Origin of the sequence: Brevibacillus laterosporus LMG 15441 (assembly GCF_000219535.2) — a bacterium.
Taxonomy (GTDB): domain Bacteria; phylum Bacillota; class Bacilli; order Brevibacillales; family Brevibacillaceae; genus Brevibacillus_B; species Brevibacillus_B halotolerans.
This window is the reverse complement of sequence record NZ_CP007806.1, coordinates 5,090,829-5,114,147: the sequence shown is the minus strand read 5'-3', so window position 1 is coordinate 5,114,147 and position 23,319 is coordinate 5,090,829. Positions and strand designations below refer to the sequence as shown.

General features: G+C 40.8%; 26 protein-coding genes. 24 read left to right on the top strand and 2 right to left on the bottom strand.

What is annotated here, in order from left to right; all coding sequences use genetic code 11:
* Positions 1–486: 486 nt before the first annotated feature.
* The 12 genes from rpmH (at position 487) to BRLA_RS22500 (ending at position 11,456) form a co-directional block, all read left to right on the top strand.
* Positions 487–621 (top strand): 50S ribosomal protein L34, encoded by a 135-nt coding sequence (rpmH, locus tag BRLA_RS22555; protein ID WP_003333985.1) that lies wholly within the window; start codon positions 487–489, stop codon positions 619–621.
* A 184-nt stretch (positions 622–805) separates the two neighbouring features.
* Positions 806–1,174: a ribonuclease P protein component gene (gene rnpA, locus BRLA_RS22550; protein WP_003333986.1), complete on the top strand. Its 369-nt coding sequence runs from the start codon at positions 806–808 to the stop codon at positions 1,172–1,174.
* A 6-nt stretch (positions 1,175–1,180) separates the two neighbouring features.
* Positions 1,181–1,402, top strand: a complete 222-nt coding sequence (gene yidD, locus BRLA_RS22545; protein WP_004432969.1) for a membrane protein insertion efficiency factor YidD — start codon at positions 1,181–1,183, stop codon at positions 1,400–1,402.
* A gap of 34 nt (positions 1,403–1,436) precedes the next feature.
* Positions 1,437–2,204 (top strand): membrane protein insertase YidC, encoded by a 768-nt coding sequence (yidC, locus tag BRLA_RS22540; RefSeq protein ID WP_003333987.1) that lies wholly within the window; start codon positions 1,437–1,439, stop codon positions 2,202–2,204.
* On the top strand, positions 2,201–2,842 hold the full coding sequence (gene jag / locus BRLA_RS22535) for an RNA-binding cell elongation regulator Jag/EloR (protein WP_003333988.1): 642 nt from the start codon (positions 2,201–2,203) through the stop codon (positions 2,840–2,842). Before yidC ends, jag begins: the two co-directional genes overlap by 4 nt.
* Before the next feature lie 152 nt (positions 2,843–2,994).
* Entirely contained in the window at positions 2,995–4,371 is a 1,377-nt protein-coding gene (mnmE, locus tag BRLA_RS22530; RefSeq protein WP_162988303.1) for a tRNA uridine-5-carboxymethylaminomethyl(34) synthesis GTPase MnmE, read from the top strand.
* 11 nt (positions 4,372–4,382) lie between these two features.
* Positions 4,383–6,284 (top strand): tRNA uridine-5-carboxymethylaminomethyl(34) synthesis enzyme MnmG, encoded by a 1,902-nt coding sequence (gene mnmG / locus BRLA_RS22525; protein ID WP_003333991.1) that lies wholly within the window; start codon positions 4,383–4,385, stop codon positions 6,282–6,284.
* An 11-nt stretch (positions 6,285–6,295) separates the two neighbouring features.
* Entirely contained in the window at positions 6,296–7,012 is a 717-nt protein-coding gene (gene rsmG / locus BRLA_RS22520) for a 16S rRNA (guanine(527)-N(7))-methyltransferase RsmG (protein WP_003333992.1), read from the top strand.
* Between the two features lie 636 nt (positions 7,013–7,648).
* Positions 7,649–8,503 (top strand): nucleoid occlusion protein, encoded by an 855-nt coding sequence (gene noc / locus BRLA_RS22515; protein ID WP_003333994.1) that lies wholly within the window; start codon positions 7,649–7,651, stop codon positions 8,501–8,503.
* Between the two features lie 178 nt (positions 8,504–8,681).
* Positions 8,682–9,440 (top strand): ParA family protein, encoded by a 759-nt coding sequence (locus tag BRLA_RS22510; RefSeq protein WP_003344627.1) that lies wholly within the window; start codon positions 8,682–8,684, stop codon positions 9,438–9,440.
* The gene (locus BRLA_RS22505; protein WP_003333996.1) at positions 9,437–10,282 is read left to right on the top strand and encodes a ParB/RepB/Spo0J family partition protein; all 846 of its coding nucleotides are present in this window, start codon (positions 9,437–9,439) and stop codon (positions 10,280–10,282) included. The genes BRLA_RS22510 and BRLA_RS22505 overlap by 4 nt, the downstream gene beginning before the upstream one ends.
* 13 nt (positions 10,283–10,295) lie before the next feature.
* Positions 10,296–11,456, top strand: coding sequence for an aminotransferase class V-fold PLP-dependent enzyme (locus BRLA_RS22500; RefSeq protein ID WP_003333997.1), 1,161 nt, complete (start codon positions 10,296–10,298; stop codon positions 11,454–11,456).
* A gap of 58 nt (positions 11,457–11,514) precedes the next feature.
* Here BRLA_RS22500 and yyaC read toward each other — a convergent pair whose 3' ends face one another.
* Positions 11,515–12,138 carry a spore protease YyaC gene (yyaC, locus tag BRLA_RS22495; RefSeq protein ID WP_003333998.1) on the bottom strand — a complete coding sequence of 208 codons (624 nt, stop codon included), beginning with the start codon at positions 12,136–12,138 and terminating at the stop codon, positions 11,515–11,517.
* Positions 12,139–12,344: 206 nt separating this feature from the next.
* On the opposite strand from yyaC, the gene BRLA_RS22490 reads away from it, so the two are divergent.
* The 4 genes from BRLA_RS22490 to pepF all read left to right on the top strand — a co-directional run bounded on the left by BRLA_RS22490 (position 12,345) and on the right by pepF (position 16,027).
* A complete protein-coding gene (locus BRLA_RS22490; RefSeq protein ID WP_035318994.1) occupies positions 12,345–12,596 on the top strand; it encodes a putative Se/S carrier protein in 252 nt (83 codons plus the stop codon).
* Positions 12,597–12,617: 21 nt separating this feature from the next.
* Positions 12,618–13,532 carry a mechanosensitive ion channel family protein gene (locus BRLA_RS22485; RefSeq protein WP_003334000.1) on the top strand — a complete coding sequence of 305 codons (915 nt, stop codon included), beginning with the start codon at positions 12,618–12,620 and terminating at the stop codon, positions 13,530–13,532.
* Positions 13,533–13,536: 4 nt separating this feature from the next.
* Complete coding sequence (locus BRLA_RS22480; RefSeq protein ID WP_003334001.1) at positions 13,537–13,752, top strand: DUF951 domain-containing protein; 216 nt, start codon at positions 13,537–13,539, stop codon at positions 13,750–13,752.
* Between the two features lie 343 nt (positions 13,753–14,095).
* Positions 14,096–16,027: an oligoendopeptidase F gene (gene pepF, locus BRLA_RS22475; RefSeq protein WP_003334002.1), complete on the top strand. Its 1,932-nt coding sequence runs from the start codon at positions 14,096–14,098 to the stop codon at positions 16,025–16,027.
* Between the two features lie 277 nt (positions 16,028–16,304).
* Here the strand turns inward: pepF and BRLA_RS24105 are convergent, their stop codons facing one another.
* A complete protein-coding gene (locus BRLA_RS24105) occupies positions 16,305–16,520 on the bottom strand; it encodes a hypothetical protein (protein WP_035318993.1) in 216 nt (71 codons plus the stop codon).
* Between the two features lie 113 nt (positions 16,521–16,633).
* On the opposite strand from BRLA_RS24105, the gene BRLA_RS22465 reads away from it, so the two are divergent.
* From BRLA_RS22465 to BRLA_RS22435, 8 genes are all read left to right on the top strand, one after another.
* The gene (locus tag BRLA_RS22465; protein WP_236867701.1) at positions 16,634–17,353 is read left to right on the top strand and encodes a hypothetical protein; all 720 of its coding nucleotides are present in this window, start codon (positions 16,634–16,636) and stop codon (positions 17,351–17,353) included.
* 9 nt (positions 17,354–17,362) lie between these two features.
* Positions 17,363–17,503 carry a putative holin-like toxin gene (locus tag BRLA_RS25365; RefSeq protein ID WP_423752627.1) on the top strand — a complete coding sequence of 47 codons (141 nt, stop codon included), beginning with the start codon at positions 17,363–17,365 and terminating at the stop codon, positions 17,501–17,503.
* A gap of 492 nt (positions 17,504–17,995) precedes the next feature.
* Positions 17,996–19,096 carry a redox-regulated ATPase YchF gene (ychF, locus tag BRLA_RS22460; RefSeq protein WP_003334006.1) on the top strand — a complete coding sequence of 367 codons (1,101 nt, stop codon included), beginning with the start codon at positions 17,996–17,998 and terminating at the stop codon, positions 19,094–19,096.
* Between the two features lie 137 nt (positions 19,097–19,233).
* The gene (gene rpsF, locus BRLA_RS22455; RefSeq protein WP_003334007.1) at positions 19,234–19,521 is read left to right on the top strand and encodes a 30S ribosomal protein S6; all 288 of its coding nucleotides are present in this window, start codon (positions 19,234–19,236) and stop codon (positions 19,519–19,521) included.
* Positions 19,522–19,545: 24 nt separating this feature from the next.
* Positions 19,546–20,013 carry a single-stranded DNA-binding protein gene (ssb, locus tag BRLA_RS22450; protein WP_003334008.1) on the top strand — a complete coding sequence of 156 codons (468 nt, stop codon included), beginning with the start codon at positions 19,546–19,548 and terminating at the stop codon, positions 20,011–20,013.
* A 52-nt stretch (positions 20,014–20,065) separates the two neighbouring features.
* Entirely contained in the window at positions 20,066–20,296 is a 231-nt protein-coding gene (gene rpsR / locus BRLA_RS22445; RefSeq protein WP_003334009.1) for a 30S ribosomal protein S18, read from the top strand.
* 75 nt (positions 20,297–20,371) lie between these two features.
* The gene (locus BRLA_RS22440; protein WP_003334010.1) at positions 20,372–21,352 is read left to right on the top strand and encodes a DUF2232 domain-containing protein; all 981 of its coding nucleotides are present in this window, start codon (positions 20,372–20,374) and stop codon (positions 21,350–21,352) included.
* A 15-nt stretch (positions 21,353–21,367) separates the two neighbouring features.
* Positions 21,368–23,305, top strand: coding sequence for a DHH family phosphoesterase (locus BRLA_RS22435; RefSeq protein WP_003334012.1), 1,938 nt, complete (start codon positions 21,368–21,370; stop codon positions 23,303–23,305).
* Positions 23,306–23,319: the final 14 nt, after the last annotated feature.

Here is a 23,319-nt window from a genome sequence, read left to right as displayed (position 1 = left end):
AAGACAATTATCCGCATAGCTGTGAGTATCTTATTCACAATGCAGAATATCTGTCCACAACCTTATCCACATGCTGTGGAAAAGTAAAAATCTGATTTCACTTATCAACGGATCAAAACAAAAACATGATATCAAATAAAAGCCATGATATCAATGGTTTTTTAATAGTTATCCACAAACACAACAAATAGTAGCCGTATTTCATCAACACCCCTATATTTTGTGTGCAACCTGTTTATAAATTTGTAGAAAACTTTTCTGTGGATAAAAAAGATATACACAGGGGCGGGAAATAATCTTTTGTGGATAGTTATTTATAGTAGAAAACAGACGATGAAAAGAAAAAAGATAGATGTAGGAGGAAGAGAAGGTAAAAGTAGAGGGATTAATTTGGCAAAAGGGATTAGATAACGAGTAACTTGACTTTTTGATTATTTCTTTATATAATTCCAAAGAATGCTTGGAGGACGGAGGTGTAACTTCAATATGAGACCTACATTTAATCCTAACAACCGTAAACGTAAGAAAGATCACGGGTTCCGCAAACGTATGAGCACAAAAAATGGCCGTAAGGTTTTAGCTGCCCGTCGTCGTAAAGGTAGAAAGGTGCTTTCCGCTTAGGCCACATTTTAAAGTGGCCTTTTTCTATAGATAATACGTAAGAGTACTTCTATAGAAAAAGGTGAGAGAATATATGTGAGGAGCCAGCCCTGTCTGGCTTCTTCCTTTGTTTCTTGGTAATACTAGAAGCAGTGGAATGCGCCCTTTTTTTCCACTATAATGTTGATGGTAGGGGTGTCCACCAATGCATCGCTCGCATCGATTGCGAAAAAATGAAGAGTTTCAGAAGGTTTTTCAAAAGGGAAAATCAGCTGCTAACAAACAATTTGTTATTTATACATTAGAAAATCAGGGACAAGCCACTTTTCGAATCGGGATCTCTGCCAGTAAAAAAATTGGCAACGCTGTCACGCGTAATAAAGTTAAGCGACTTTTAAAAGAAGCGATTGCTGCGATTGAGGATCGAATCAAGCCTCATTTGGATATCATTGTAATTGTGAGACCAGGGGTAGAAGAGATGCCGCTTGCTTCCATACAGGGCTCTTTAATGCATGCTTTAAAAAGAGCAAAAGCAATAAAGGCGGTTGAGATACATAACGAAAAAAGAGGTTAGATGATAATGAAGAAATTTTTGATTGGGTTTATCCGCTTTTATCAGAAATTTATTTCACCATTAAAGCCTCCAACCTGTCGATTTGCGCCTACGTGTTCCTTTTATGCGATTGAAGCCATACGCCGTTTTGGTGTATGGAAGGGTGGGTGGTTAGCTATTGTGCGAATTGCTAAATGTCATCCCTTTCATCCAGGAGGAATTGATCCAGTACCAGAGAAACATAAATAATATAACTTTCCTTAACTAAAGGAGGAACATGTCTTTGAGTAGTCGTATTCGCTATGTCCTTCTGCTTGGATTCCTTATGGTAATTCTGGCAGGATGTGGGACTGATATTGCACATCCTCCGCCAATTGGTCCTGAATCAACTGGAATCTGGGATAAATTCTTCGTTTATCCGCTATCTTGGCTGATCAAGGAATCCGCACTTTTACTTGGCGGTAGCTTCGGGCTTGGAATTTTGGTTGCGACGATTTTAATTCGTACGTTGACATTGCCACTTAACGTGAAGCAAATTAAATCTTCCAAGGCAATGCAGGTCATTCAACCAGAACTTCAAAAAATCCGAGATAAGTACAAGAATGATCCACAAAGAGTACAGCAAGAGACCATGTTATTATTCCAAAAAAATAACATTAACCCACTGGCAGGATGTTTACCGTTATTGGTACAAATGCCTATTCTTATTGCTTTTTATAATGCGATTATTCGCACGAGCGAAATTCGAGAGCAATCGTTTTTATGGATGCAGCTAGGTGAAAAGGACCCGTTCTTTATCTTGCCAGTATTAGCTGCTCTGACAACATTCCTGCAACAAAAAATGATGGGTTCTGCGATGCAAAACAACCCTCAAATGCAAATGATGTTGTACATGATGCCTATCATGATTTTGGTAATTTCTATGACGTTACCTTCTGCCCTTGCTTTGTATTGGGTATACGGTAACATCTATATGATTATCCAAACGTATTTCTTATACAAAGATAACCGTACTACTCAGAAAAGTCCCAAGGGGGGAGCTTCCAAGTGAAAAAAGCGCTAGCTTCAGCCAAAACGATTGATGAAGCTGTTGAAAAGGCACTGCGAGAACTTGGAGTATCAAGAGACAGAGTAAATGTTCGCGTACTAGAAGAGCCAAGTAAAGGATTTCTTGGTTTGATAGGTACGAGAGATGCAAAAGTAGAAGTGGAAGTACAGTATGATCCGATTGAAGAGGGACGCGGATTTTTAGCTGATGTGTTAAAGCAAATGAACCTCAATGTGAAAATCGATTCCCAAAAACAATCAGAAGGTACCGTTTTCCACATGATTGGTGAAGATCTGGGCATGGTGATTGGTCGACGTGGTCAGACATTGGATTCCTTGCAATATTTGGTTAACGTTGTAGCCAATAAACATGCAGAAAAGCACGTTCGCATTATTTTAGATGCAGAAAATTATCGAGCAAAGCGCAGAGAGGCACTAGAGAAATTAGCTTATCGTCTTGCTCAAAAAGCGATTCACACCAAACGAAATGTACGTTTGGAACCAATGACAGCGGCAGAACGAAAAGTGATTCACGCCTTTTTGCAAACACGTACTGATGTCATTACATTTAGTGAAGGTGAAGAACCGCATCGTTATATTGTTGTTGCACCGAAAACAAAGGAAAAAGAAGCCTCACGTTAGGCTTCTTTTTTTTTGTGCGTTTTACCTGATTTGATTTTGCTAATACTGTGGATAAGTCTCAATGGCAGGCGCTCTATTCATTGTGGAAAAAATATGATATGCTAAGGCGTTAGGAAAAGAATGCCTACTTCATAGTTTTGAGGTGAAATATAGTGAATATGGATACGATTGCAGGTGTGGCCACGCCCATGGGGGAAGGTGGAATTGCAGTCATTCGCGTGAGTGGCGATGATGCAATTTCGATTGTGGATAAAATCTATCGAGGTAAAAATAAGTTATCCACTGTGGATAGTCATACGATACATTATGGTGCGCTGGTAGATCCCGTTGCTAATGAGCAAGTAGAGGAAGTACTAGTTTCTGTTATGAAGGCACCACGTACTTTTACACGGGAGGATGTAGTGGAAATCAATTGCCATGGAGGTTTGATTTCTGTAGAGAAGGTCCTCGATCTGGTGCTGGAGCATGGAGCAAGATTGGCAGAACCGGGGGAATTTACGAAAAGGGCCTTCTTAAACGGCCGTATTGATTTATCACAAGCGGAAGCCGTTATTGACCTGATTCGGGCTAAAACGGATAAAGCTTTAAAGGTAGCCTTATCACAAGTAGAGGGAAAGCTGTCCAAGCTAATTAAGGGCCTGCGTCAGGAATTAATAGAAGCAATGGCTCATATTGAGGTAACGCTTGATTATCCTGAGCATGATGTAGAAGAGTTCACCCAGAATTTCCTCCTAGGTAAGTGTGAGGAGGTAAAACAACAAGTGGCTCGTTTACTACAAACGGCTAAACAAGGTAAAATCCTGCGCGAGGGATTATCTACTGCGATTATCGGAAGGCCTAACGTTGGAAAATCGTCATTATTAAATAGCTTTGTACAGGAAGATAAGGCGATTGTAACAGAGATTGCTGGGACGACTCGCGACGTTATCGAGGAATATGTAAATGTAAGAGGGGTTCCTCTTCGTCTAATTGATACAGCTGGAATTCGGGAGACAGATGACATTGTTGAAAAAATCGGGGTAGAAAAGTCTCGCCAAATTCTTCAACAAGTCGATTTAGTGCTGCTTATGGTAAACTATAATGAGTTTTTAAACGATGATGATCTCGCTATTTTTGAGGCTGCTAAAGGCTTGCAGGTCATCATTATCGTCAATAAAACTGATTTAGAGCAAAAGCTGGATATAGATAAGATAAAAGAGGCTTTTCCGAGTGCACCTTTGATTTTAACGTCCATCAAGGAAGAGAAGGGAATCGATCAGTTAGAGCAAGCTATCGCCCATCTATTCTTTACAGGTCGTGTCCAACAGGAAGATATGACATATGTCAGCAACGCCCGCCATATTAATTTGCTGCGTCAAGCCGAACAGGCTATGGCAGATGCTATTGACGGCGTTCATCAACAAATGCCGGTAGATATGGTGCAGATAGATATTAAAAAGGCGTGGGAGTTATTAGGAGAAGTAATCGGAGAGAGTGTTGGCGAGGACTTAATTGATCAGATTTTCTCCCAATTCTGTCTCGGTAAATAGGAGGTAGAAACATGAGCACAACATACAACGGCGGGGAGTTTGACGTAATTGTTATCGGAGCGGGTCATGCAGGGTGTGAATCTGCGTTGGCAGCTGCTCGCATGGGATGTCAAACACTGCTTATCACGATCAATCTAGACGCTGTAGCCTATATGCCTTGTAACCCGTCAGTAGGTGGCCCTGCAAAAGGACACGTAGTTCGTGAAATTGACGCTTTAGGCGGCGAGATGGGTAAAAATACAGATAAAACCTATATCCAAATGCGGATGCTTAATACAGGAAAAGGCCCGGCTGTTCATGCGTTGCGTGCGCAAGCGGATAAGTTTGCATACCAGCATGAAATGAAGAAAACGATTGAAAATACGCCAAATCTCATTTTGCGTCAAGCGATGGTTGAGGAGCTAATTGTAAATAACGGCGTGTGCGAAGGGGTTATTACCAACACTGGGGCACAGTATAAAGCGAAGGCAGTCGTCGTTACCACAGGAACATACTTACGTGGAAAGATTATTATTGGTGATCTTCAGTATGAAAGTGGACCAAATAACATGCGTCCTTCCGTGCGTTTGGCTGAGCATTTAAAAGAATTGGGCTTTGAGCTCGTTCGTTTTAAAACCGGGACACCGCCTCGCGTGCATAAAAGTAGCGTTGATTTCTCCAAGATGGAAATTCAGCCAGGTGATGAGGAACCACGTGCATTTTCATACGAAACAACAGCTTCGATTCCTGAGCAATTACCATGTTGGTTAACATATACGAATCTGGAAACTCATGAAGTGATTCAGGACAATCTGCATCGTGCTCCGATGTATTCTGGTGCAATTGAAGGAACCGGGCCACGTTATTGTCCATCTATAGAGGATAAAGTAGTACGTTTCAATGACAAACCGCGTCATCAAATCTTCCTGGAGCCAGAGGGTCGTCATACAGAAGAGATGTACGTACAAGGTTTGTCAACCAGTCTGCCAGAGGATGTTCAGTTAAGCATGCTTCGTTCTATGGACGGTATGGAAAATGCTAAAATGATGCGTCCTGGTTATGCCATTGAGTATGATTCCATTGTGCCTACACAATTGTGGCCTTCATTGGAAACCAAATTGATAGAAGGTCTGTTTACAGCAGGACAGATTAATGGTACATCAGGCTATGAAGAGGCAGCAGGACAAGGTCTAATGGCAGGGATAAATGCAGCTCGTAAGGTACAGGGAAAACCTCCAGTGATCTTAGGTCGCGAGGAAGCATATATGGGTGTTCTTATTGATGATCTAGTTACCAAGGGAACGAATGAACCTTATCGTCTGTTAACCTCTCGTGCGGAATACCGTCTCTTGCTTCGTCATGATAATGCAGATATGCGTTTAACTGACATTGGTTACGAAATTGGTTTAATCAGTAAAGAACGCCACAACAAATTTCAACAAAAACGCGAGCTAGTAGCAAAGGAAAAGGAACGTCTGCATTCAACTCGGATTCGTCCAGAAAACGAATTGGCTCAGGAGGTACTTCGAGAAGCAGGTACTCCTGAACTGACAGAGGTGATTGATCTAGCTCAATTATTACGTCGTCCAGAGGTAACGTATGAGCATATCCACCGCATTTCTCCTGCTCCAGAAGAGTTAGATGTAGATGTTCGTGAGCAAGTAGAAATTCAAGTCAAATACGACGGATATATTCGTAAATCGTTAGCTCAAGTAGAAAAAATGAAAAAGGTGGAGGAAAAGCTCATTCCGAAAAGGATCGACTATACCGCTATTTCCGGTATGTCGAAGGAAGCGCGTGAAAAGCTACAAAAAATTCGTCCACTAAACATTGGTCAAGCATCACGTATTTCCGGTGTAACACCAGCTGATATCTCTGTATTGATGATTTATATGGAGCAATTTCATCGCATGCTAAACCAAGCCGCTGAATAGAGGAGACTGGAATGAGCAAACAGGATTTTTCTGCACGCCTACAAGAAAAAGGGATTGTGCTTACTTCCGAACAATTGGACCAGTTTGATCAATATTATCGTCTATTGGTCGAATGGAACGAAAAAATGAATTTAACGGGCATTACCGAAGAGGATGAGGTATATAATAAGCACTTTTATGACTCCATTTCTTTAGCGTTTTATGTTCCGTTGCAGGATATGAAGAAAATGGCCGATGTAGGAGGAGGTGCTGGTTTTCCAAGCATTCCGCTGAAGATTTGCTTCCCTCATTTACAGATGACCATCATTGATTCCTTGCAAAAACGTATGAATTTCCTAAGTCATGTGGGTACAGAACTAGGCCTGACGGATTTGTATCCTGTGCATGGAAGAGCAGAAGAGATTGGACAGGATAAAAAGTACCGTGAACAGTTCGATATCGTATCAGCCAGAGCAGTGGCACGATTGAATTTATTAGCAGAGTTTTGTCTGCCGTTGGTTAAGCAAAACGGCTTGTTCGCTTCCATGAAGGGCCCGGACGTTACGCTTGAACTAAATGAGGCGAAACGGGCTATTAAGCTACTTGGTGGTAAAACCCGTAAGGTAGAGAGCTTTGAGCTACCTGACGAAGCGGGGGAGAGAAATATCATTCTTATCAACAAAATAGAGACAACTCCCAAAACATATCCGCGTCGTCCAGGCATTCCGGCTAAAAAGCCATTGCTATAGTAGCTAGTTAAAGCATGTATATCACGGAGAAGTTGGTCCCAAATGGGGCTAACTTCTTTTTATATGTGAGCATAGGAAGGATAAATGACTCCATTTTTCACATAAAAATAAAAGAAAACAGGAAAAGTTTTAGCCCAATTAGCCGTTATACAAAGAGAGATATTTCATCCAGATTTTGTTACCCCTCAATGTCAACCAAATTCCAGTGTCTGTAGAAGAGGGCGGAGAAGGTCGAACGGAAAAAGATGAAGTAGAAAAAGAAGAGAAAATATTTGTATCAAAGGTAACAAGCTGGAAGAGAAAAAGCCGTAATGAAGAGAAATAAGACATCGCCATGTTTCACGTGAAACACAAAGATTATCTGTTTCGTCGGCAGGACTTTAAGCTTATGATGAAGAATACTTTGAAGCATAGAGGTGCCGGTTCTATCCGACATCGTCCTGTGCGAAATGTATAGTAACAAAAGCCTTAAGCCAGAGAAGAGATGTTCATATTCTTCTCTCTTTGCTTGTAAAGCGATAAATGTTGGGGAAATGATAAACCTAAGGCACTATCATCGCTGAATTTTGGCCATCAATAAAGAATTGGCCACCAAGAGTTTTTCTAACAGTGTGTAAAGAAGTGGGGGATTTCAGAATGACAGTAAAAAATCAATTTTCACGTTTGTTTGGTCTCTCGGATAAAGCGGAAAACGAGGAGATTAAGCAAATCCCAGTTGATGAGATTGTCCCCAATCCTTATCAGCCTAGAACTGTGTTTGACGATGGGAAAATTGAAGAATTGTGCCAAACCATTAAGACACATGGTATTATTCAACCGATTGTGGTTCGTGTTCGTAATAACCAGTTTGAGATCATTGCGGGAGAGCGCAGATGGCGTGCATCAAAGAAAATCGGTATGGAACGGATACCCGCTATTGTAAAAGATTTTAATGATACACAGACAGCTTCTATTGCTTTAATCGAGAATTTACAACGTGAAGGATTAACGGCCATTGAAGAGGCCTATGCTTATCAAAAACTGATTGACCTTCATAATCTAACGCAGGAGAGCTTAGCGCAACGATTGGGCAAAGGGCAATCGACCATCGCTAATAAATTACGGCTTTTACACTTGCCTCAACAAATTCAGGAAGCTCTCATGGCAAGACGGATTACAGAGCGACACGCACGTGCTTTGATACCGTTAAAGGATGCAGAGCTACAGATTAAGCTATTAGAAGAGATTTCTTTGCGGGAGCTTAATGTGAAGCAAACGGAAACCAGAGTGAAGCAATTATTAGAAATGATGGACAATCCTAAGCCTGAGAAGGAAAAACGGGGAAGATTTAAGGCCTTTTCACGTGATTCGCGCATTGCTATCAATACTGTGCGTCAATCTATTGATATGGTGATTCAAACAGGTCTGCCTGTGGAAACCAATGAAGAGGATTACGATGAATATTATCAATTTACGATTCGTATCCCTAAAAATCAAAAACCTCAGTCATAAAGCGGCATGAGCCGCCTTTCTTTTTCTGTATGATTATGTATATATGGAATACGGGCATCATCTAAAATGTGTACTTTATCAACAAAATCGTTCTTACAAACAGCTAATTTTGCGCGAACAGCGTCAGGAATACGACAAGCTGCTCTCACAAGTAACATGTACAAATGAGGTGGAGATTTTGGGGAAAGTAATTGCAGTAGCCAATCAGAAAGGCGGCGTTGGTAAAACAACCACTGCTGTGAATCTAAGCGCTTGCTTGGCTAGTATAGGCAAAAAGGTTTTATTAGTGGATATCGATCCACAAGGGAATGCTACAAGTGGTGTTGGTATTAATAAAGCCGATGTACGTTATTGCGTATACGATGTACTAATTAATGACATCAGTCCAATTGAAACAACTCTGCCCACTGAGATTGAGGGGTTATCTATTATCCCTGCTACGATACAATTAGCAGGTGCAGAAATAGAGCTAGTACCTACCATTTCACGAGAAATTCGCTTAAAAAAGGCACTAGAGGTCGTGAAAGATAACTATGATTTTGTTATTATAGATTGCCCTCCGTCTTTAGGGATTCTTACAGTCAATTCGCTGACAGCCTCTGACTCGGTGATCATTCCTATTCAATGTGAATATTATGCGCTTGAGGGGCTTAGTCAGCTTTTAAATACAGTTCGATTAGTTCAAAAGCATTTAAATGCTAATCTAGCTATTGAAGGAGTATTGTTAACGATGCTAGATGCGCGTACGAATTTAGGCATTCAAGTAATTGATGAGGTAAAAAAATATTTCCAAGATAAAGTGTATCAAACAATTATTCCACGCAATGTGCGACTAAGTGAAGCACCATCGCATGGACAAGCAATTATCAGCTATGATCCACGTTCGAGAGGGGCCGAAGTTTATACTGAATTGGCTAAGGAAGTGGTCGGTATATGAGTAAACGCTTGGGAAAAGGGTTAGGCGCCTTAATAACCTCTAATTTGATTGAAGAGAGCGAGCAAGTTACAGACGTCGAAATCAGTGAGATCCGTCCCAATCCATACCAGCCTCGTAAAGAATTTGAACCAAAAGCTCTGCAGGAACTAGGGGAATCTATCAAGATTCATGGCATCATTCAGCCTTTAATCGTCCGAAAGAGTATTAAAGGATATGAGTTAGTGGCGGGAGAACGACGTCTGCGTGCTGCTAAATTGGCAGGCTTAAAGAAAGTTCCTGTCGTTATCAAAAACTATACAGACCAACAGATTATGGAGCTTGCTCTCATTGAAAATTTGCAGCGGGAAAACTTAAATCCGATGGAAGAAGCCGAGGCATATTTTAAATTAATGGAGCATTGTTCCTATACCCAAGAGGAATTAGCACAAAAAGTAGGGAAAAGTCGCCCCCATGTAACCAATATCATGCGATTGTTACAGTTGCCTGATAAAATAAAAGAGCTAGTCGCTACGTCTTCCTTATCCATGGGACATGCGAGAGCGTTGATTCCTGTAGAAGATGCAGATTTACAATGGAAATTGGCTCGTGATGTGATTAAGTACGAATGGACGGTACGCCAATTGGAGGAAACGGTGAAACAACTGCATGTTTCACGTGAAACCAAAAAGAAAAAGCCTGCTACAAAGGAAAAGGTATACGTTCAATGGGAGCAACGTCTACAGAATCGTTTTGGAACGGGTGTTCAAATCAATAAAACGAATAAAAAGGGAAAGATAGAAATAGAATTTTACTCCGATGACGATCTGCAACGCATTCTTGATATTTTGCAAATAGAAGAGTAAAGGGGATTTTCCTATGTCAGTGACTTATTTGGATAATGCCGCATCTTCTTGGCCAAAGCCACCCCAGGTAAAAGAAGCAATGATAGAAGTAATAGACGATTACGCAGCCAATCCTGGTCGTGGAGGACATGCACTGGCGATGAAGGCCAGTAAAGCGTTGTTTCGGACGCGTGTACAACTTGCTAGGTTGTTCGGGATCGAGAACCCGAATAACCTCTTTTTTTACCAAAATGCAACTCAAGCGCTCAATCAGGCGATAAAAGGCTTCCTACAGCCGGGGGATCATGTAGTAACCTCATCGATTGAACACAATTCTGTACGCAGGCCACTTGAATATTTGCGCACGAAGCTTGGAATTGAAATTACATATGTCAGGCCGCGTGAAGATCAGTTCTTTTATGCTGAAGATTTTGCCCAAGCATTTCGGAAAGAGACCAAATTGCTTGTGGTTAGCCACGCTTCTAATTTAACAGGTATGATCTTACCGATTAAGGAGCTTGGAGAATTGTGTGAGCATCATCGGCTTACCTTCTTGGTGGATGCTTCGCAGACAGCAGGTGTTCTACCTATAGATGTTGCCGATATGAAGATTGATATGTTAGCTTTTCCTGGGCATAAGGGGCTATACGGACCACAAGGAACAGGATGCTTATTTGTCAGAGATGAGATTAATCTGGAGCCATTACTACATGGTGGGACCGGAAGCCAATCCGAGGCTATTGAGCAGCCAACGACCAGACCAGACCGCTATGAAAGCGGAACAGCTAATACGGTTGGTATTGCGGGGCTAGGTGCCGGTGTATCGTTCGTCCTGGAAACTGGGATTGAGAAAATTCATCAACAGGAATGGGCATTAGCAAAAATGACCCTTGAGGAATTAATGAAGATAGACGGGGTAAAGGTATATGGACCAGACCTGTCAATCGAACGGGTTGGGCTGGTTGCGTTTAATATAATGGGAGCAGATGCTTCTGAGATTGCCTTCATTTTAGACCAACAATACCAAATCGCTGTGAGGGCTGGTTATCATTGCACTCCGCTTGGCCATGAGACAGTTGGTACTGAAAAAAGAGGCGCTGTGAGAGCCAGCTTTGGGGTATTTAACGACGAAAATGACGTGAGACGACTGATTTCGGCAATCAGGGAGATTTCCGAGGCATTTTATGTCGGATAAAAGAGGATGAAGATGAAAAAGGCAACCTTACTAGCGTGTGAGGTCGCCTTTTTTACTATCAACTACCGTCTCGTATAAACGGTATATCCTTATATGTGTAATCAAACGGGGAAAACAATTGAGCTGTTGCTTTGTGAATAGCTGAGGCAATAATATCAGCCATACTGACTACAACATGTAGCCGAGTGTTTTGTAGGACGAAATACTCCATAAAGCCACCTACGTTGACAATTCCGGTGATATGGAAGTGCCCAACAGCGGGTAACTCTTTTTTTACTCCAGCTCCTGGTTTCACTGGACCATCAACGACGTTAATATATCCTACATGCTGGTATTGCCCTAGACAAGCATCAATGGCTACGATGAGAGCATTAGGATGCTTTTCTGTTATCAGCGCGATCTGATCCGCAAGATTAACGGCATGCACAGGTGATTCAAGTGTCCCATATACGAAAATATCGTCAAGAAAATATGTGTGTAGTCGAGAGCCAACCAAAGGACCTAAAGCATCACCGGTAGAGCGATCTGTTCCGATGCATAGGACTACTAGATCCTGATCTGCTGACTTTTGGAGGAAGCGTTCATAAAGATGCTCAGACAAGTTTCTCGTAGCTGACTCATGCGTGTGGTCAACCCTAAAGGGAGGATAAGAAACATCCCGATTCTCTTCAAATCGTTTCATAGATACCTCCACGAAATAAAAGTATTCCTAGTATATGGAGATTTAGGATGTTTTATACCTGAGGGGGGGATTGAGATTAGAAATTGATTAAAAACTGCAAGAGAAAGTAGAAGAGAGAGTCGTCTCCGGGTAAAATAGATAATGCTTTACGAATAAGCTGGTGAGTAAGTGTGATAGAGGCTGGAGGAAAAGGAGAGGGCACAAAGATGGAAAATACCGTCTTGATCGCTTTTGATTCAACACAGCAAGCATTACGGGCAGAAATGTTATTAGAATATGAGGATATCGAAATTGATACCCGACCGACGCCTAAGGAAATTACGGCTGGATGTGCACTATCTATTGAATTTCCCAGCGAATCATTTGAACGCGCACTGGCTATCATCACTTCACAGCACGTAGTCATACGTGGGTTTTTTCATTATGAAAATGGAACTTACGTAGAGATAGGTTTGTAAAAAGAAAGGGGTTAAAGAGACTTGGAGGAAATACAACAGGACTTGAATGCTAACTTGACTGCATTTCAAAAGATGTGGAATCAGGTGTATGGAGTACTATCAAATCCAGATTTTTGGGTGGATAAAGGGTTTGCTTTGATTGGGATTATTCTCATTATTGTGTTAGCCCGGATTTTAGTAACCATTATTGGAAAATCAGTTGATCGCATTTTTAGTAATCGAGAGAAAAGTATGATTCAATTTGACAGACGTCGAGTAGATACGATGCGCATACTGGTTAAAAATGTGGCTAGATACACAATCTATTTCGTTACTCTATTGGTGGTACTAAGACAGGTAGGACTAGATTTGCAGCCGGTATTAGTAAGTGCGGGTGTATTGAGTCTTGCTGTAGGTTTTGGAGCGCAGAGCTTAGTAAAAGACGTAATTACAGGATTTTTCATTATTTTTGAAGATCAATTTGCTGTAGGAGATATGGTAACGATCAATGGAGTGACAGGGACCGTCATGGTTATTGGTTTGCGTATCTCCAAAATTAAAAGCTGGACGGGAGAAGTGCATATCTTTCCGAATGGTACGATTAATCAAGTGACTAATTTCTCGGTTCAGAATTCAGTGGCTTTTGTTGATGTGTCTGTCGCTTATGAGGAGGATTTGACACATGTAGAAGAGATTTTAAAGGAAGTCGTAGAGAAAATGGGGAAAGAAGAAGAGGATATTGTCAATCAACCACAGGTATTGGGTGTTCAAGCGTTGGGACCGTCAGAGGTCATTATTCGTGTGACAGCAGAGTGTAAGCCTAATACGCATTTTGGTATTATGCGTAAGATGAGAGCACGAATTAAACAAGAATTTGTTCGTAGAGGTATTGAAATCCCATACCCTAAAACTGTTATGATGGGAAAAGATAATAAAGTGATAAATCCAGGTGGGTGAATTCATGGAAAGAAAGCAATTTGATCTGGGGGATATTGTCCAGATGAAAAAACAGCATCCATGCGGCACAAATGCATGGAAGATTATTCGTATGGGGATGGATATTCGAATTAAATGTACGGGATGCGATCACAGTGTGATGATTCCGAGATTGGAATTTGAAAAGAAGATGAAAAAAGTATTGGTGCCAGCAGCGCCAAAAGAGTCCGCAGAAGAATAGCTGTAGAGATGCTGAATGCAAAAAAGATGCCTCGATTATAGGGGCATCTTTTTGTGTATAGAAAAAACTTTCCACAAAAATAAATAAAAAAATGTGGATAACCCAAAAAGTGAAAACCCATATATAGCAAGGCTTTCACTTGTATATAACTTTTTTTGAAAAAACTATCCACAAAGATATCCACAGGCTTATCCAGGATAGAATTGAATAATTTTGTGACAATTTATCACAATAAAAGAGATGAACACGATCCCATCCAATTTTCTTACATAAAAAATAACGAATCTAGCCTGTTTAGAAATGATGATGGAACTGTTACGTTAGTAGAAAGGAGCAAGTTGCTATGATTTTTCTCAAAGGAAAAAGTCTGGTATGGGCAGTTGTTGCATGCACATTTTTTATCCACAGCAGCTTCATGTCTATTTCTTTTGCCTATCCACAAGTGGGTAACAAAGAGACACAACGAACATCATATCAAAATCGCAAAGAAATTCCAACCATTTTTACATGGAATTTATCAGATATTTATCCAAATGTATCAGCGTGGGAAAAAGATAAGCAGGAGACAAAGCGATTAGCCGACGCTTTTGCAGCTCAACAGGGCAAATGGGGGAAATCAGCCAAGGCGCTTGCTCAGGGGATGGAAGCGTATAGTCAATTGATGCGGTTACTCGATAAGGTGAATGTGTATGCTACATTGAATTTTGATATACAAACGGCTAACCCAAGTGCTCAGGCAATTGTCAACCAAGCCGAAAAAATCCGAGTATATGTTAAGGAACGAACCTCTTGGGTAGGTCCAGAGCTTGTTTCTATTCCCGATCAAAAGATGAAACAGTTTTTACAGGCACCAGAATTAGCCCCTTATAAACCATTTATTCAAGAAACAATACGTGTAAAACAGCACATGCTCCCAAGAGAACAGGAGCAATTGTTGGCTTCCTTTTCTTCGTTGGGGGGAACGCCAGAAAATATTTATAAGATGATTTCCAAAGACATCCCACTGCCTCTAATAAAAGATGAAACAGGTAAGATGGTGCCGTTAACCAGAACAAACTATGCCACTTATTTGGAAAGCAAGGATCGGCAAGTAAGAAAAGCCGCCTATCAAGCTATGTATCGGACACTAGAGAAATATCAGGATACCTTGGCTCAGACGCTGGCAGGACAAATTAAAGCAAATAACCTATATGCATCAAGTAGAAAGTATAAGAATGCTTTGGAAGCTAGTCTTACACCAAATCAGGTGCCTGTAGAGGTATACGATCAACTCATTTCCACTGTAAATAAGAACATACCGCTCTTGGAGCGTTATCTTAAGCTCCGTAAAGAGATGCTTTCATTACCAGAGCTTCATATGTATGACTTATATGTACCCCTTGTAGATCAAAAAAATGATTATATCCCCTATGAACAAGCAAAGGACTTGGTTATAAACGGGCTTGCACCACTTGGTGAGGAGTATGTATCTGTGATTAAAAGAGCGTTGGATAATCGATGGATAGATGTATATTCTACACCTGATAAAAGAACAGGGGCTTACCAATGGGGGGCTTACGATACCCATCCTTATGTTTTATTAAATTATCAAGGCTTAAAAGGAGATGTTTCAACTATTGCCCATGAATTGGGACATGCTATGCAATCGTATTACACAAACAAGGCACAGCCTTATATAACTTCGGGTTATCCGATTTTTACGGCCGAGGTTGCTTCCACTATGAATGAAAATCTACTATTTACGAGCCAATATAAAAAGGCAAAGACAAATAAAGAGAAAATGGCATTACTCGTGCAAAACTTAGAAAATTTCCGTACCACCTTATTCCGTCAAACTCAATTTGCCGAATTTGAGAAAGCCATGTATGAAGCTGATCAACGCGGTGAAGCACTACAAGCGGACTCCCTTAAGAAAATGTATCTGGATATCAATAAAAAATATTATGGCAAGCAGGTAGTTATGGATCAGGAGATCGCCATGGAATGGGCCCGCGTCCCTCATTTTTTTTATAACTTTTATGTCTATCAATATGCTACAAGCTTTGCGGCATCCGTAGCTCTTGCGAAACAAGTAGAAGAGGGCGGGAAACCAGAAGCTGAACGTTTTATCAAGACGTTACTTTCATTGGGCAGCTCTAAGCCGCCGCTTACTGTTTTGAAGGAGGCGGGGGTAGATATGACCACAGCTAAACCAATAGAGGATGCGATGAAGGTATTTGAAGAGAGACTAGATGAATTGGAAGGATTGCTGAAGGAAGCTAAGAAGAAAACCTAGGTAAGCTGGGTTTTCTTTTTTATTACTTTGATAAGGAGTAGATGTATACGTAGGTTCGAAAGTTGGAATTGTAGGACCGGCAAATGTCTTGTAAAGGAAACATCTCGTAAAGAAAACGAAGCAAACCCCTAATAATAAAGGTTTGTTTCTATAAATAGCTTACAGGAAATAGACTATTAATTCAATTTGGGATGAATAAAAAAAAGACCGCCTACGATATCGTTATGGCGATCTTCGTTATAAAAAATTACGTCGATTTACAGTTCGTAGCATCTTATTACTTTGGCTCCTTTTTGATGAAAAAAGAGAGCAGAATTATTACCGCACTTATTGCTAATTCCCAATAGAAAAGCGTATAGAAAGAATCTAAAGGGTGATTGTAGTATGTTTTAGTAAATTTATATTTTTCTAATGCGAACCATTCACCCCAAACCATCGCCAAAAACAACTGAAAAAACGCTCCAAAAAGAAAAGCAACACCTATTTTAAACATAAAATCTGAATCCCTCCTAAATACGGAATATATTTAAAATACTACAAATAGTATGGAATATCCAATTATTGTATGCTAATATAAAAATGTTTAAATTTTACAATAATGGAGGAATGTGTGTTGTGAAAAAGCTAATAGCGTTATCTATAGTGGCTGCACTATCTATCGGAGTCAGCATTCCTTGGACAAGTACCAATGTTCAAGCCAATGAGTTACCAGCCGCATTAAGCGAAAGCAGCATTGTACCAGATAAGGTAGAATACATTACAAGTGAAAATGGACATAGAGTACCTGTTATTTACATCGCTGATCCTGATAAGGCCCAAAAATTCATGGAACAGAATGGATTTAAAAAAGAATCCGCCAACAATGATCAAATTGCTAAAGACAGTGAAAAAAGAAAAGGTATCCAGCCAGCTCTTTTTGATACTTATGAATATGTTGATTACGTTGGACCTATGAAATACGATTATCGAGTGGACTATACAGAAAATAGGACAAAAAAGGATTTTGAATGGGTACGTACAGTGGAGAGAGAGTCATACTCCAAAACTTCGATAAATGTGGGTGGGGGATTTGAAAAGGTTTTTAATGCTGAGGTAGGAAAAGAATGGGTTGAGGAAGCCAAATATAAAGATACATTCACCGTGAAAATTCCTCCCAAAAAACAAGGGGAAATTTGGACATGGAATAATGCTAGGGTGTATAAATTTAAAGAAATTGGAACGTTCAGTACAGTCAATTTCACCGCCACTCTAGTAACCAATTATTTTGGTAATAGTATCGTCGTTACAGACTTTAGAGATCCTCATGGCAAACCTCCTAGAAAATAAAAAGAACATATAGCAATCACTCACGAAGCCCCTTCTCTATTGTTCCAGTTTGGTAGCTTCCTTGTGAGCTTTCCGGGATTAGTCGTGACAAGAGTCACCGTTCCCCCGGCCCCAAAAAGTAAGACCGCCATTAAACCTTCCAAAGTCTGACGATCTTACCCTATGCTAGTCAATCCCATTGAGAGATAGCCTATTGTATAGAATCGTAGGTGCGCCAGCATCTACGTTTTTTTATTTACTCCATACCTAAACCTTGTAGGATATGTATAATTTTTACGCAACAAAATGTACTGTATACAATAAAACCTTACAGTCAGGGAAGCGATATAAAATTGCAATAGGCATTAAGAAATGAAACAATGAGTTTATTGACAAGATAGGCGCTATATTTTGTATGAAATTTGAAACTCTATATCCCAAAAGGAAAAGCGGTATTATAACTGACTGTAAAATTAAGGCTGAACTTGATTTAAAAACGACGACTTTTTATAAGATATGAAACAAATATGAAAAAGCAATTTTAGGTCTAATTGTGGGAACCATTTCTATTAAAGATTGGAAACTGTGTGATTGTATTATAACCAGTAAGTCTTTATACTAAAGAGCATGTTCTATTTCGGAAAATAAGGAGTGTATATATAAATGGGAATGTCTTGTGGGATTGTAGGTCTTCCGAATGTTGGGAAATCTACCCTATTTAATGCAATTACGCAAGCGGGAGCAGAATCCGCAAACTATCCTTTCTGTACCATTGATCCTAACGTGGGTATCGTTGAAGTACCTGATCCACGTCTAAACAAATTAACAGAGATCGTTGTTCCAAACAAAGTTGTACCTACCGCTTTTGAATTCGTGGATATCGCTGGTTTGGTTAAAGGAGCGAGCAAAGGGGAAGGATTGGGGAACCAATTTTTGGCCCATATTCGTGAAGTAGATGCGATTGCACAGGTGGTACGTTGCTTTGAAGATCAGAACATTGTACACGTTGCAGGTAAAGTAGACCCTCTAAGCGATATCGAAACCATTAACCTGGAATTGGTATTTGCTGATTTAGATTCCGTTACTCGCCGTATTGATCGTATGGGGCGTAAAGCGAAATCAGGTGATAAAGAGGCAAAGGTAGAGCTTGAGGTATTAGAAAAACTAAAGGCCGCTTTTGAAGAAGGTCAAGCAGCACGTGGTGTTGAGCTAACAGAAGATGAGCTTAAAATCATTCGTGACCTGCACCTGTTAACCATTAAACCAATGCTGTATGTTTGTAATGTAGCGGAAGACGGCATCCACAATGCTGATGAGAATCCGCATGTGCAAGCAGTTCGCAAGCATGCTGAATCTGAAGGCGCTGAGGTAGTTATTATCAGTGCAAAAGTAGAATCCGAAATTGCTGAATTAGAAGGCGAAGACAAGGAAATGTTCCTAGAAGAGCTAGGACTGCAAGAATCAGGTCTTGACCGCTTGATCCGAGCTGCTTATTCCTTGCTTGGTTTGATTACGTACTTCACGGCTGGGGTTCAAGAGGTGCGTGCATGGACAGTTCGTCGCGAAACCAAGGCTCCTCAGGCTGCTGGTGTTATTCATACAGACTTTGAGCGTGGATTTATTCGTGCCGAAGTGGTAGCTTATGATGATTTGGTAGCGGCGGGCAATGTGAATGCTGCTCGTGAAAAAGGGAAATACCGCTTGGAAGGTAAAGAATACGTGGTAAAAGATGGCGACGTTATTCATTTCCGTTTCAACGTGTAATCTCTTGATTTGTCCTTAATGGTTTGTTATAATTCTTAAATGCGAGTATGGAAATGGGTGCCTCTAGTAGGTTTCATTAGCACTCGCTCCTTGCCCTTTTTTAAAGGGCCGCTAGTCCAAAAGGAGGTGAAGAAGGTATGCGTCAATATGAAGTAATGTACGTATTGCGTCCAGACCTTGAAGAAGAGAAAGTGAAAGCGAATGTAGCTCGTTATAGCGAAATCGTTACTAACAATGGTGGAGAAATCACCAAGCTTCAAGAAATGGGTAAGCGTCGTCTTGCTTATGAAATCCAAAAGTTCAAGGATGGTTTCTACGTTTTGATGAACTTTAAAGCTAACGCTGAGGTTGTTTCTGAAACTGAGCGTTTGATGAAAATTAACGACGACGTTATTCGTTTCCTTTTCGTAAGAGAAGATCAGTAATCGTTGTCGCGGGGAGGGAGTCTTATGCTAAATCGTGTTATTTTAATTGGAAACTTAACAAAGGACCCTGAATTACGTTATACGCCCAATGGTGTTGCGGTAACGACCTTTACCTTGGCGATAAATCGTCCTTATTCTGGAGCCGGTGGCGAAAAAGAAACGGACTTTATCAATATTGTAGCATGGCGTCAATTGGCTGATCTATGTGCAAACTATCTTCGTAAAGGTAGAAAAGCTGCTGTAGAAGGCCGTTTACAAACCAGAAGCTATGATAATAAAGAAGGTAAAAGAGTATACGTAACAGAAGTTGTCGCAGATAACGTGCAATTCCTAAGCTCACGTGAAGCGAGTGAAGGAAACACCGGCTATGACCCTGGTCCAAGCTATGGTGGCACGCGTCCGGCTTCCAAAGGTAATAACGATTCATTTAATGACCCCTTCGCCGATTCTGGAAAGCCGATTAACATCTCAGATGATGATCTGCCTTTCTAGTTAAGTTCTAGATCGTATGTAAACTATCATAACTTGAAAAGGAGGGACTCTCATGGCACGTAAAGGACGTCCTAATAAACGCCGTAAAGTTTGCTACTTTACTGTTAATAAGATTAAAAAGATCGATTATAAAGATATTGATCTTCTTAAGAAGTTCATCAGTGAGCGTGGTAAAATCTTACCTCGTCGTGTAACTGGTACTTCTGCTAAATATCAACGTAGATTGACAATCGCTATTAAACGCGCTCGTCAAGTAGCGTTGCTGCCATATACGGCTGAATAGAATCAATAAAGTCAAAGGGGGGCACAGAGCGTGGCCCCTCTTTTTCCATATTTATAAGAGGGGAGTCGCTCCTGTTTGCCTAATCGAACAAAACAACTAGCAGAAAGTGCTTTGTTACTGGGAATTGCAGGCGTGTTTCTCTTTGTAAGCCTTGCAACTCCTCTATCTGGCGTATTCTCTTTCTTGTTGCCTATTCCGTTCATTATTTTAGCCATGAGACGTACTGGCAAACAAATGATTATCATAGCAATAGCATATGCTGTACTTGGGCTGATCATTAGCTCGATTGCTGGTGTTATTTTTGCGATATCTGCCGTATTGCTGGGCTGGGTGATGGGCTTTGCGTATAGGAATACCAATCGGGCATTTCCAAGTATTTTTGCAGGTTCTATTGTTAAAGCGCTGTCTTATGTATTTTTAGTGTATGTATCATCGAAGCTGATGGGCATTGATATTGTTCAGCAATTCCATGAAGGAAAAGAATTAGTTTTAAATAATCCGCAGCTTTTGGAGTTAAGACCCCCAGAGTTTACTGTAGAGGCATGGAAAAAATTTTTAATTGACATATTTGAGATGTTGACCATGCTGTTGCCGTTTATCATTATGTTTGGTAGCTTTGTATCTACCACGTTCATTCATTGGATGGCACGGCTGATCAGTAAAAGACTGTCCATTCAAATTCCAGCTTTGCCACCTATACGACAATGGCAATTACCGAGATCACTTCTGTTTTTTTATGTGGTTACGTTGCTGTTTATGTTCTTCAATAGGAATACAATGGGTCAAACAACGACTGGTTCTTTGTTATTTAACTTGTTTTATGCACTGCAATTCCTGTTTTTTATTCAGGGAGTAGGGTTTGTTGCATTCGTTGTTGATAAATATAAGAGCAAATGGCGTTTTCCATATGTCTTTGCTGGAGTATTTATTTTTCTCATCCTAGCTACTATACTTAATATAGGCGGGGTAGTATTATTGTTGACTACCGTATTAGGATTCGTGGGATTGCTTGATTTGGGCATACGATTACGTACTAGACTTGAGAGTAGAAAGTGAAGAGGAGCTGAGTAAATGCCCAAGTTCCTGTTTAAACGTTGGTATGGCTTACATATGGTTTTAGCTTTAAGTTTTAGCTTAGTGCTTGTCGCCATCTTAACGTTATATCACTGGATATATGGCGCGATAGGGATAGTGTGCATTATCGGTCTCATATTAGCCACGCTTCAAATTGAAAAGAGATTTCAGCAAGACTTAAAAATGTATATTGCCACTATTAATCATCGAGTTAAGAAGGCAAGTGAAGGCGTATTGCAGGAAATGCCGATTGGGATACTGCTGTTTAATGAGGATCGAGAGGTTGAGTGGACGAATCCTTATATGCAACAAATGACCAATATGGAGAATTTGATCGGAAAAGAACTAGCTGAACTATTTCCTGCCCTTGAATGGAAAGCAGAACAGAAAAAGCTTGATTTCACCTTTGGCGAGCGGATTTATGAGGTTTTAATTCGCCCCGAGGAACGTTTGCTGTATTTTACCGATGTAACCGAATATAAAGAGCTAGCAATTCGGTATCAGCAAGAAAAAACCATTGTGGGTATCATTCATCTCGATAACCTTGATGAACTGAGTCAGGTAATGGATGACCAAAGCCGTACATTACTTACGACCAGTGTATCTGGTGTGATACTCGAATGGGCACAGAAGCATGGGATTTTACTTCGTCGCATGAGTTCTGATAAGTTTTTAGCGGTTATGGATCGCGCTACCTTGGATCGGTTAGAAGAAACACGTTTTGATATCTTGGATGTCGTGCGCGAAATGACGGCTGACAACAAGATTCCTATTACGTTATCCATTGGGGTAGGTGCAGCAATGCCAAGCCTAGTGGAAGTGGGCAAAAATGCTCAGTCCAGTCTAGATATTGCTCTTGGACGCGGTGGTGACCAAGCAGCGGTGAAGGTTGGAAATAAATTAACCTTCTATGGTGGCAAGTCGAATGCCGTTGAAAAACGGACGCGTGTTCGTGCGCGAGTTATTGCTCATGCGCTACGTGATTTAATCCACGAAGCTGAGCAAGTTATTGTCATGGGACATAAGAATGCCGATATGGATTCTATCGGTGCTTGTCTTGGTGTGATAAAAACCGTACAAATACACAACAAACCAGGCTTTATTGTGTTGGACGAGGTAAATCCAGCGATTGAACGACTTATGAAGGAAGTGAATCAATCCCCGCTAGCGGAAGCATTCATTTCACCAGATCAAGCCCTACAGATTGTATCTTCAAGAACTTTATTAGTGATTGTAGATACACATCGTCCGTCACTTGTGGTTGAATCCCGTCTGTTGCAAGAAACCAGCCGCATTGTGGTTATTGATCACCATCGTCGCTCTGAGGAATTTATTAATGATCCAGTTCTGTTGTATTTGGAGCCATACGCTTCCTCTACAGCCGAGCTAGTTACGGAGCTTCTACAGTACCAGACTGATCGTGTTAGCCTAGATAGCGTGACTGCTACAGGGCTATTAGCCGGGATTGTAGTTGATACCAAAAGCTTTGCATTCCGTACAGGTTCACGTACCTTTGAGGCAGCCTCCTTCTTGCGGAGGAATGGTGCCGATACTGCAATGGTGCAGCGTTTCTTGAAAGAGGATATCCAACAGTTTGTCAAACGCGCACGCGTAGTTATGAATACAGAGGTGTATCGTGACAAGATGGCAATCGCTGTGGGTGATCCTAAGGAAACCTACACTCAGGTACAGGTAGCACAAGCAGCAGAGGCTCTATTAACACTTGAGGGAGTTCAGGCTTCGTTTGTCATTGCTATGCGAGCTGATGAAGTAGTTTTAATAAGTGCCCGTTCCTTAGGCGATATAAATGTACAGTCCATCATGGAAAAAATGGGTGGAGGCGGTCATTTAAATGGAGCCGCTACTCAAATGAAAGATATTGCCATACCTGACGCTGTACGATTGTTAAAAGATGTTATAGACACAGAATTGTAAAGGAGGACGTTTCA

What these genes read in the sequence shown, in the direction of transcription:
- BRLA_RS22480 (WP_003334001.1), top strand. Translation starts at nt 13,537, where the DNA reads ATGGAAAGAAAGCAATTTGATCTGGGGGATATTGTCCAGATGAAAAAA.
- rpsR (WP_003334009.1), top strand. Translation starts at nt 20,066, where the DNA reads ATGGCACGTAAAGGACGTCCTAATAAACGCCGTAAAGTTTGCTACTTT.
- rpmH (WP_003333985.1), top strand. Translation starts at nt 487, where the DNA reads ATGAGACCTACATTTAATCCTAACAACCGTAAACGTAAGAAAGATCAC.
- BRLA_RS22465 (WP_236867701.1), top strand. Translation starts at nt 16,634, where the DNA reads ATGTGTGTTGTGAAAAAGCTAATAGCGTTATCTATAGTGGCTGCACTA.
- BRLA_RS22490 (WP_035318994.1), top strand. Translation starts at nt 12,345, where the DNA reads ATGGAAAATACCGTCTTGATCGCTTTTGATTCAACACAGCAAGCATTA.
- yyaC (WP_003333998.1), bottom strand. Translation starts at nt 12,138, where the DNA reads ATGAAACGATTTGAAGAGAATCGGGATGTTTCTTATCCTCCCTTTAGG.
- rpsF (WP_003334007.1), top strand. Translation starts at nt 19,234, where the DNA reads ATGCGTCAATATGAAGTAATGTACGTATTGCGTCCAGACCTTGAAGAA.
- BRLA_RS24105 (WP_035318993.1), bottom strand. Translation starts at nt 16,520, where the DNA reads ATGTTTAAAATAGGTGTTGCTTTTCTTTTTGGAGCGTTTTTTCAGTTG.
- mnmG (WP_003333991.1), top strand. Translation starts at nt 4,383, where the DNA reads ATGAGCACAACATACAACGGCGGGGAGTTTGACGTAATTGTTATCGGA.
- BRLA_RS22435 (WP_003334012.1), top strand. Translation starts at nt 21,368, where the DNA reads ATGCCCAAGTTCCTGTTTAAACGTTGGTATGGCTTACATATGGTTTTA.
- pepF (WP_003334002.1), top strand. Translation starts at nt 14,096, where the DNA reads ATGATTTTTCTCAAAGGAAAAAGTCTGGTATGGGCAGTTGTTGCATGC.
- BRLA_RS22500 (WP_003333997.1), top strand. Translation starts at nt 10,296, where the DNA reads ATGTCAGTGACTTATTTGGATAATGCCGCATCTTCTTGGCCAAAGCCA.
- rsmG (WP_003333992.1), top strand. Translation starts at nt 6,296, where the DNA reads ATGAGCAAACAGGATTTTTCTGCACGCCTACAAGAAAAAGGGATTGTG.
- rnpA (WP_003333986.1), top strand. Translation starts at nt 806, where the DNA reads ATGCATCGCTCGCATCGATTGCGAAAAAATGAAGAGTTTCAGAAGGTT.
- noc (WP_003333994.1), top strand. Translation starts at nt 7,649, where the DNA reads ATGACAGTAAAAAATCAATTTTCACGTTTGTTTGGTCTCTCGGATAAA.
- ssb (WP_003334008.1), top strand. Translation starts at nt 19,546, where the DNA reads ATGCTAAATCGTGTTATTTTAATTGGAAACTTAACAAAGGACCCTGAA.
- yidD (WP_004432969.1), top strand. Translation starts at nt 1,181, where the DNA reads ATGAAGAAATTTTTGATTGGGTTTATCCGCTTTTATCAGAAATTTATT.
- ychF (WP_003334006.1), top strand. Translation starts at nt 17,996, where the DNA reads ATGGGAATGTCTTGTGGGATTGTAGGTCTTCCGAATGTTGGGAAATCT.
- BRLA_RS22505 (WP_003333996.1), top strand. Translation starts at nt 9,437, where the DNA reads ATGAGTAAACGCTTGGGAAAAGGGTTAGGCGCCTTAATAACCTCTAAT.